The following is a 6,605-nucleotide window of genomic DNA, read 5'->3' as shown; positions in this document are numbered from 1 at the left end:
GACCCCACCCGCAGCTCTGGCTGCATAAACCCCGCTGTCACCCGATCATGCAGCAGTCCCGCTCTTCGATGCGCACGGCCGGCTGTCTCGCGACCTCCTGGAGCAGGCCGTACGCGATGACGGATACAGCGTCGCTAGCGACCACGCAGGGGCCATGGTTCGGGCGGTCAAAGCCGAACGACACGCCTCTCGCCACGACTGACGGCCATCTGCCCCCTCCAGACCGACAAGGAGACCCATGCCCCACCCCCTTCACGAACCCACCACGCCCCAGCTTCAGTCGACCACCCACCCAGCCCCGGGCGGAGCAAGGTATGGCGTTGGACCGTCCAAGGGCCGGTCCAACGCAGAAGCTCCCGCCCCGGGGGTGGCGGAGACGGGCCCCCGGCGCGAGGGCGCACCGGGGACAGCAGGCGGGCGTGCCGCCGACGAGGCCGCGCTGCGTCGTGTCGCCCAGCGTCGCGCCCGCAAGGACATGCAGCGTAAGGAGCGTGTCGATGTCCGCTACAGCGTCGACGAGAAGGAAGCGATCCTGGCCGAAGCCCGTCGCCTAGGTCTGGCCGGTGCGCACCTGGTCGGTGCGATCGTCATGGCTCATCTGGACAACGACTTCGTCCTGCCTGGCAATCGGACCGCAACCGATGACCTGATCGATGAGCTCGCCGCTTTGCGCGCGCAGGTTGCCAAGATCGGTACGAACGTGAACCAGGTTGCCCACCGCCTCAACTCCGGTGGTCATACCCACCCGGTTGACGCTGCCGTGCTCGCGGAGGCCGGACGGGTCCTGGTCACGGTCAAGCGGGCGGCCACCGCGGTCGACACCGCCGCCGACGCGGCGGCCACAAAGCACCAGGCGGCCTAGTTGATCGCGAACATCGTCAAGCCGGGGCACAAGACCCGGGGCGTCCTGAACTACCTCTACGGTCCCGGCCGCGCCAACGAACACACCGACCCCCACCTCGTGGCCTCGTTCGATGGTTTCGCCCCCGACCCCGGCCGCGACCGCGACGCGACAGTCGCCCAGCTCGCCACCGTCCTCGACCTGAGGGTCAAGCAGGCAGACCACAAGGCGCCGGAGAACCACGTCTGGCACTGCTCGATCCGCGCCGCCCCCGAGGACCGCCACCTGTCCGACGACGAGTGGGCAACCATCGCCCGCCGCGTCCTCGACGCCACCGGCATCGCACCCGCCGGTGATCCCGACGCCTGCCGCTGGGTCGCCGTCCGCCACGCCGACGACCACGTCCACATTGTCGCCACCAAGGTCCGAGGTGACCTCCGTCCGCCCCGCAACTGGAACGACTTCCTGCGCGCCGACAAGGAACTCGAAGCGATCGAGAAGGAGTACGGGCTACGACAGGTTCAACGGGGCGACCGCACCGCCGCCAAGCGCCCCACCCGCGCCGAGCAGGAGAAAGCCCGCCGCACGGGGAACGCCCGAACCTCACGTGAGCACCTTCGTACCGTCGCCCGCACGGCGCTCTCAGCTGCCACGGACACCGAGGAGTTCTTCCGGCTCGTCGAAGGTGCCGGAGCCCTCATCAACGTCCAGTACTTCCCGTCCGGGGACGTCCGCGGGTACAAGCTCGCCCTCGACGGCGACACAAACGCCCAAGGCCAACCGGTGTGGTTCTCCGGATCCACCCTCGCCCCCGACCTCTCCTATCCCAGGATCGCCGAACGCCTCACGGTCACCGAGACGACACCGAGGGAACCCACTGGCTCCACAGCTTGGCGGCGCCTCACCGTCGCCATCGATCGGACACCCGACCACCTCAGCGACGGTGGCGCCGAAGCCGGGCAGGCCCACATCACCGTCCTCGCCGAAGCCCTCGACGTCCTGCCCCTCACCGCGCCCGCGAGCCTGCGGTCCGATCTCCTGCAAGCAGCAACCGCGTTCGAGCGGGCAAGTCGCTCCCGAATCCGCGCAGAGCACCGACAGACCCACACCACCCGCCGAGCGGTGAAATCGATCCTCCGTGAACCCGCCCCGAAGGACGGAGTCCTCCTCGCGGTCCTTCTCGACGCCGTCCTCTTGGCCGCCGTGGCCGCGCAGCACTGGCACCGTACTCGCGGCCACACCCAACAGGCCGAGGCCGCATCACAGGCCGCCGAGCACCTCCGCACCGCTTACCAGGCCGCTGCAGCCGGGCCGCTGGCCATGATCCACCAGCGAGGAACCCAACTGCCCGAATGGCTTCACCACCAACAAGCGGCCGCCGTGCGCCGAGCCCTCCCCGAGCAGGCCGAGAAGATCCTCACCGAGACCGGCTGGCCCGCTCTGGCAGCCACCCTCGCCCAGGCCAGTAGCGTCGGCCTCGACTCCGCCGCCCTCCTCACCCAGGCCGCCGACAGGCGAGACCTGGACACCGCCATGAGCGTCAGCGAGGTTCTCACCTGGCGGCTGCACCGTATCGCCGACCTGAACCAACGAACCACCAGCCGTGGCCCGGCACCTCAGTCGGCCCCCTACCGACCCGCCCGCACGGACCAGCAGCGCCGTACGCGCTGAACTCCTCGCAGTCCTATGGACGTGGAGCACACGGGTGGGGCGGGAAGCTATCCAGCGATCAAGACAAGCCTTGCACCTCATCGCCGAGAACTGGGCCGCTGTCCAGGGTCTCGCCGCCCGACCCGACACCCCTGCGCCCGCGACGTTCTCGACGGCCTCGCACCAGAATCAGGCTCCCGTGCCCATGACTTGATCACCAGGCTCGATACGCCTGATCCCCTTGGGTGCCGGCACGGAATGCGCTGGCCTCAGAGGGCTTTACGTTCCCGAGCTGGATGAACGCCGAAGGGGCGGTGTCCGGCTTGGCCCGGATCACGGGAGTAGAGCCTCATCGAGATAGTCCCGTACCGGCTTGAACAGTCCGTAGGGCACGTAGTGCGGGATCTCGCCGTGCGCGACCCAAGCCAGATCGGCTACCTCGTCCGGACTCGCGATGCCCGCTTCGCCGCCAGAGCGTCTGCACGCGATGTAGTGGATCTCCCAGCCGGTCATGGGGTGAACCCGTTGCCCGAGCACGATCTGGGGAGTCACCAGCAGCCCGGTCTCCTCCCGGGCCTCGCGCGCCGCCGCCTCCCCCGCACTCTCGCCGGATTCGATCTTCCCTGCCGGGAACTGCCACGAAAGCGCGCCCTCCGACACGCGCCGTCGCACGAGCAGCACACGCCTGTCCTGCACGACGACGGCGGCTGCGACCGCCGGATTGACCTCAGTGGTCATGGAGATCCCTTCCCGAGTGCGTAGGTCGTCGCGCGTATCCCACCGCTGTGGTCTCAGCCCTCGGTGGGCACGTCCCTGGCCGCGTAGTAGGCATGCAGTGCGGCCTCGCTGCCTGACCCCAGAGCGGTCATGATCCGCTGGAAGCGGGCGGAGCGGAGGTCGCCGGCCACGATGACGCGGGGGTGCTGGTCGGTCGGCGGGCAGTACCCGTCCGGGCCTCGGGTCAGATCGCCTGGCGGCGCGGTCGGGGCGTTGCCGATGCTGAGGTAGGCCGAATCCGCTGTGATCGTCCGCCGCGTGCCGTCCTGGCCTATTGCTTCCGCCCACATCGTTGTGCCCTCTTCGGCCTGCAGCGTCAGGTACTCGACGGGAACGAGAGTGACCCGGGGATCGTCCCGAATTTCCTCGATCTTGTACGCGTCGGCTGGCGGGTACGCCACGAGCAGGCGGGTGTCTGTCGTCGGGTGGGCGCGCAGGAACGTGCCGATCGGGCGGTCGCCGCCCAGGACGAGGAGGGTGCGCCCCTGGGCGTCGTCGGCTTCGGCCTCCCAGAGAGGGGGCAGGACAGGGCCGCTGGGGGCGGTGATCCAGGTGACGTCGTGGGGCTGGAGGGGGCCAACGCCGGTGGCGACGACGGCGTACGGAGCCGTGAAACGTACACCGGTGTCGACCGTGACGGTCACCCGGTCGTCATCAGCACGGAGTTCGGTTACACGCCTGCCGAGTTCGAGGCGGCACAGCTCGGTGCCCTTCAGCTCTGCCACGATGGCGTCGGCCAGGTCGGGGCCGTTGGTGTGGCCGCCGAGGACGTTGTTCAGGGCCGGAATCCGGTAGAGATTACGGCACAGCCGGTCCGGCTCGACCAGGACCGAACGCATGCCCACCCCGGCGGCCATGCGGGCGGCGGCGCAGCCAGCCGGTCCTCCGCCGATGATGATCAGGTCGGTGTCGAGCGGTGCGTCGGCCATGAGGCTATTCCAGCACCCGGTCGGCCACACGCGTATCGAGTTGGCCCATCACATGCTCGACGTCGATGAGTTGGCCTGTTCCGATCAGGCGCCGGGCGACGAGCAGACCGGCGTCGTGGACGTCCGGGCCAGCGTCGCTGGCACAGGCGTCGGTGACGATCCAGGGTGCGTATCCGTGCTCGAAGGCGTCTGCGGCGGACTTCAGAACGCAGCTCTCGGTGGCGATTCCGCAGAAGACGAGGTCGGTCCAGCCGGCCCGTCGCATCAGCTCGGCGGCCTCGGGTGTGAAGAGCGTGTATCCGGTCTTGTCGACGCTTGCGTGCGCGTGGCCCGCCGCCTCGGCGAGCTCGGGAACGATGTCGGTCTCAGGCGGTTCCTGGAGCCGGCGCCATTGGAAGAAGCGCTCGTAGGGGCTGTCGGGATAGTTGAAGTACCGGGTGAAGACGACAGGGCGCCCGGCGGCGGACCATCTGGCGACGAGGTCGGCGACTGCGGGCACGACGTGGCGACTGTGGTGGTTCACAAAGCCGTTCTGCATGTCGATCACGACCAGCGCGGCACTGCTGATGTCCATCGGCCCTCACTCCTGCCCGTTCTCAGCCGGCGCTCTCGCGCAGAGCTTCCTGCGCGGTGCGCAGCCGTTCGGCCAATCCGCTGGTCTTCATGATGGCCTCCCGCATCAGGACGTGTTGCGCGGTCTCCTGAGCACGGGCGGTGGTGAGCCGGGAAGCGGCGGCGCGCAGGAATCGCCAGCCGTACCGCTCCGGCATGGAGGGGTCCTGGCCGTCCTCGACCATCTGTTGGATGTGGCGGGTGAAACACCACAGGGCCTGAACGGTCAGCTCGCAGGCGACCAGCTCGTCGGTGGTGAGGCTGCGCTCGCTGGAGTGGGAGGCGTAGGCGACGCCGGACCAGCCGGCGTAGGCGGTGGACACTCCCCGTACACCGAAGGAAACGATGTCCGGGTGGTCGAAGCCGGTGGCAAGAAGTGACTCCTCGACCGTGCAGGCCAGGGGCGCGGGACCACCCGGCGCCCCGCGGTCGACCAGAACCGAGGGAGTGGAGAGCAGGCGCAGCGCGGTGTCGTAGGCGTCTCCGGCCCACGGACCGGAGGTGAGGCAGTAGAGGGAGAGGACGTATTCGGGGTTGGGGGCCCCGGCGTGGTCCCCTTCGAAGAGTTCGCGGATCTTGTCCCGGGCCCAGGGAAGGTCAGACGCGTAGGAGCGGTAGCGCCAGACGGCCAGGTCGGTCAACGCGGCAGGTTCGTGCGGCTGGACAAGGTGGAAGACGGCTACCCCGCATGCGAAGACGTGCAGGACACAGCTCTGCGCCTCGGGGTGGTCCAGTCGGGTCGAGGAGGACTCCAGCCACTGAGCGCCCCCACTCGGTGTCAGATACTCCCGAAGCCGGCCGGCGCGCTCGACACCGATGAAGACCGGCAGGAACTTGTGGGAGTCGACTTCTATCCGCCCTGTGACAGGTGCAGCCGTGTCACTCATTCCCTGCGCTTCCGCGAACCGGGTTCTCGCGTCGTCGGGTGCGCGACCGAGCGCGGTGTCGAGAATGCCCTGAGACTCGGCGCGAGGCTGGTAGCCGGCACCGCCTGCCTCCCAGTTCGACACAGTACGGTCGCTGACCCCCAGGTACGCGGCGAAATCCCGCAGGCTCATGCGCAGGGCATCGCGTAGCAGCCGGGCCTCCCGGCCGGACCATCTCTGCACCGTGACCACCGTGGCACCCCCTGTCCATCACCTGGCGAAACGACCGAACGACCAGCGTAGCCAGCCTTGTTCAGCAGCGCTGCGGCATTGCTGCAGCATCCGTACATCACACTCTGCAACCGTCTTGCTCCATGCTGAATCCACCGCGCCGGGGCCGACCACCACCAGACAGCCTCTCCGTCGTTCTCTCCTGCACCACCACCAGAAGGAGCAACCGGCATGACCGACATCGTCAAGCGCAACGCCCGCGCCATCCTCCTCGACGGCGACGAACTGGTCCTGATCAAGCGCACCAAGCCGGGCAGGAAGCCGTACTGGGTGACGGTCGGCGGAGGGGTCGAGACGGACGACGCGACCATCGAATCGGCTCTGCACCGCGAGGTGTTCGAGGAGCTCGGCGGCAAGCTGGCGCGCGCCGAACTGGTCCACCTGATCACCGACCAGCTGGAGGGTGGCGTCGGCGTCCAGCACATCTTCGCCGCGCGCCTGGAGTCGATGGACCTGGCCTCGCGTACGGGAACGGAGTTCGCGAAACCGGAGCGGGGCGAGTACGAGGTCGTACGAGTCCCCTTCACCAGCGGGGCAGTCCGCGAACTGAATCTGATGCCCCCGGAGCTCGCCGAGTTCATCGCCGCCAACACGTACGCGATCACCTCCGTACTCGACACCCCGATCCGCGAGGCGTGA

Annotated in this window: 7 protein-coding genes; 3 read left to right on the top strand and 4 right to left on the bottom strand. The window is 68.6% G+C overall.

Annotation, left to right across the window (positions count from 1 at the left end):
• The first annotated feature begins 475 nt into the window (after window positions 1-475).
• Together mobC and IE145_RS05215 are read left to right on the top strand one after the other, a co-directional pair.
• On the top strand, window positions 476-862 hold the full coding sequence (mobC, locus tag IE145_RS33845; RefSeq protein WP_308427796.1) for a plasmid mobilization relaxosome protein MobC: 387 nt from the start codon (window positions 476-478) through the stop codon (window positions 860-862).
• Complete coding sequence (locus tag IE145_RS05215) at window positions 863-2,512, top strand: relaxase/mobilization nuclease domain-containing protein (RefSeq protein ID WP_097892442.1); 1,650 nt, start codon at window positions 863-865, stop codon at window positions 2,510-2,512. It abuts the gene before it with no gap.
• A gap of 312 nt (window positions 2,513-2,824) precedes the next feature.
• Here the strand turns inward: IE145_RS05215 and IE145_RS05210 are convergent, their stop codons facing one another.
• Genes IE145_RS05210 through IE145_RS05195 form a run of 4 tightly spaced genes read right to left on the bottom strand, consistent with a single transcriptional unit; the run spans window position 2,825 to window position 5,918 of the window.
• Window positions 2,825-3,229 carry an NUDIX domain-containing protein gene (locus tag IE145_RS05210; protein ID WP_097892443.1) on the bottom strand — a complete coding sequence of 135 codons (405 nt, stop codon included), beginning with the start codon at window positions 3,227-3,229 and terminating at the stop codon, window positions 2,825-2,827.
• A gap of 53 nt (window positions 3,230-3,282) precedes the next feature.
• Window positions 3,283-4,197, bottom strand: coding sequence for an FAD-dependent oxidoreductase (locus IE145_RS05205; RefSeq protein WP_189519231.1), 915 nt, complete (start codon window positions 4,195-4,197; stop codon window positions 3,283-3,285).
• A 4-nt stretch (window positions 4,198-4,201) separates the two neighbouring features.
• Window positions 4,202-4,771: a cysteine hydrolase family protein gene (locus IE145_RS05200; protein ID WP_097892445.1), complete on the bottom strand. Its 570-nt coding sequence runs from the start codon at window positions 4,769-4,771 to the stop codon at window positions 4,202-4,204.
• Between the two features lie 22 nt (window positions 4,772-4,793).
• Window positions 4,794-5,918, bottom strand: coding sequence for a helix-turn-helix domain-containing protein (locus IE145_RS05195; protein WP_268246799.1), 1,125 nt, complete (start codon window positions 5,916-5,918; stop codon window positions 4,794-4,796).
• Window positions 5,919-6,137: 219 nt separating this feature from the next.
• Here IE145_RS05195 and IE145_RS05190 point away from each other — a divergent pair, with 219 nt between their 5' ends.
• Entirely contained in the window at window positions 6,138-6,605 is a 468-nt protein-coding gene (locus IE145_RS05190) for an NUDIX hydrolase (protein WP_189519227.1), read from the top strand.

The sequence above is a fragment of the Streptomyces sindenensis genome (genome assembly GCF_014649035.1).
GTDB lineage: Bacteria > Actinomycetota > Actinomycetes > Streptomycetales > Streptomycetaceae > Streptomyces > Streptomyces sindenensis.
The sequence above is the reverse complement of the archived record's forward strand: the minus strand, read 5'-3'. Positions and strand labels throughout refer to the sequence as shown.

Excerpts from the sequence above, each read along its gene's own strand:
- mobC (WP_308427796.1), top strand. The coding sequence starts at position 476 with ATGCAGCGTAAGGAGCGTGTCGATGTCCGCTACAGCGTCGACGAGAAG.
- IE145_RS05210 (WP_097892443.1), bottom strand. The coding sequence starts at position 3,229 with ATGACCACTGAGGTCAATCCGGCGGTCGCAGCCGCCGTCGTCGTGCAG.
- IE145_RS05205 (WP_189519231.1), bottom strand. The coding sequence starts at position 4,197 with ATGGCCGACGCACCGCTCGACACCGACCTGATCATCATCGGCGGAGGA.
- IE145_RS05200 (WP_097892445.1), bottom strand. The coding sequence starts at position 4,771 with ATGGACATCAGCAGTGCCGCGCTGGTCGTGATCGACATGCAGAACGGC.
- IE145_RS05190 (WP_189519227.1), top strand. The coding sequence starts at position 6,138 with ATGACCGACATCGTCAAGCGCAACGCCCGCGCCATCCTCCTCGACGGC.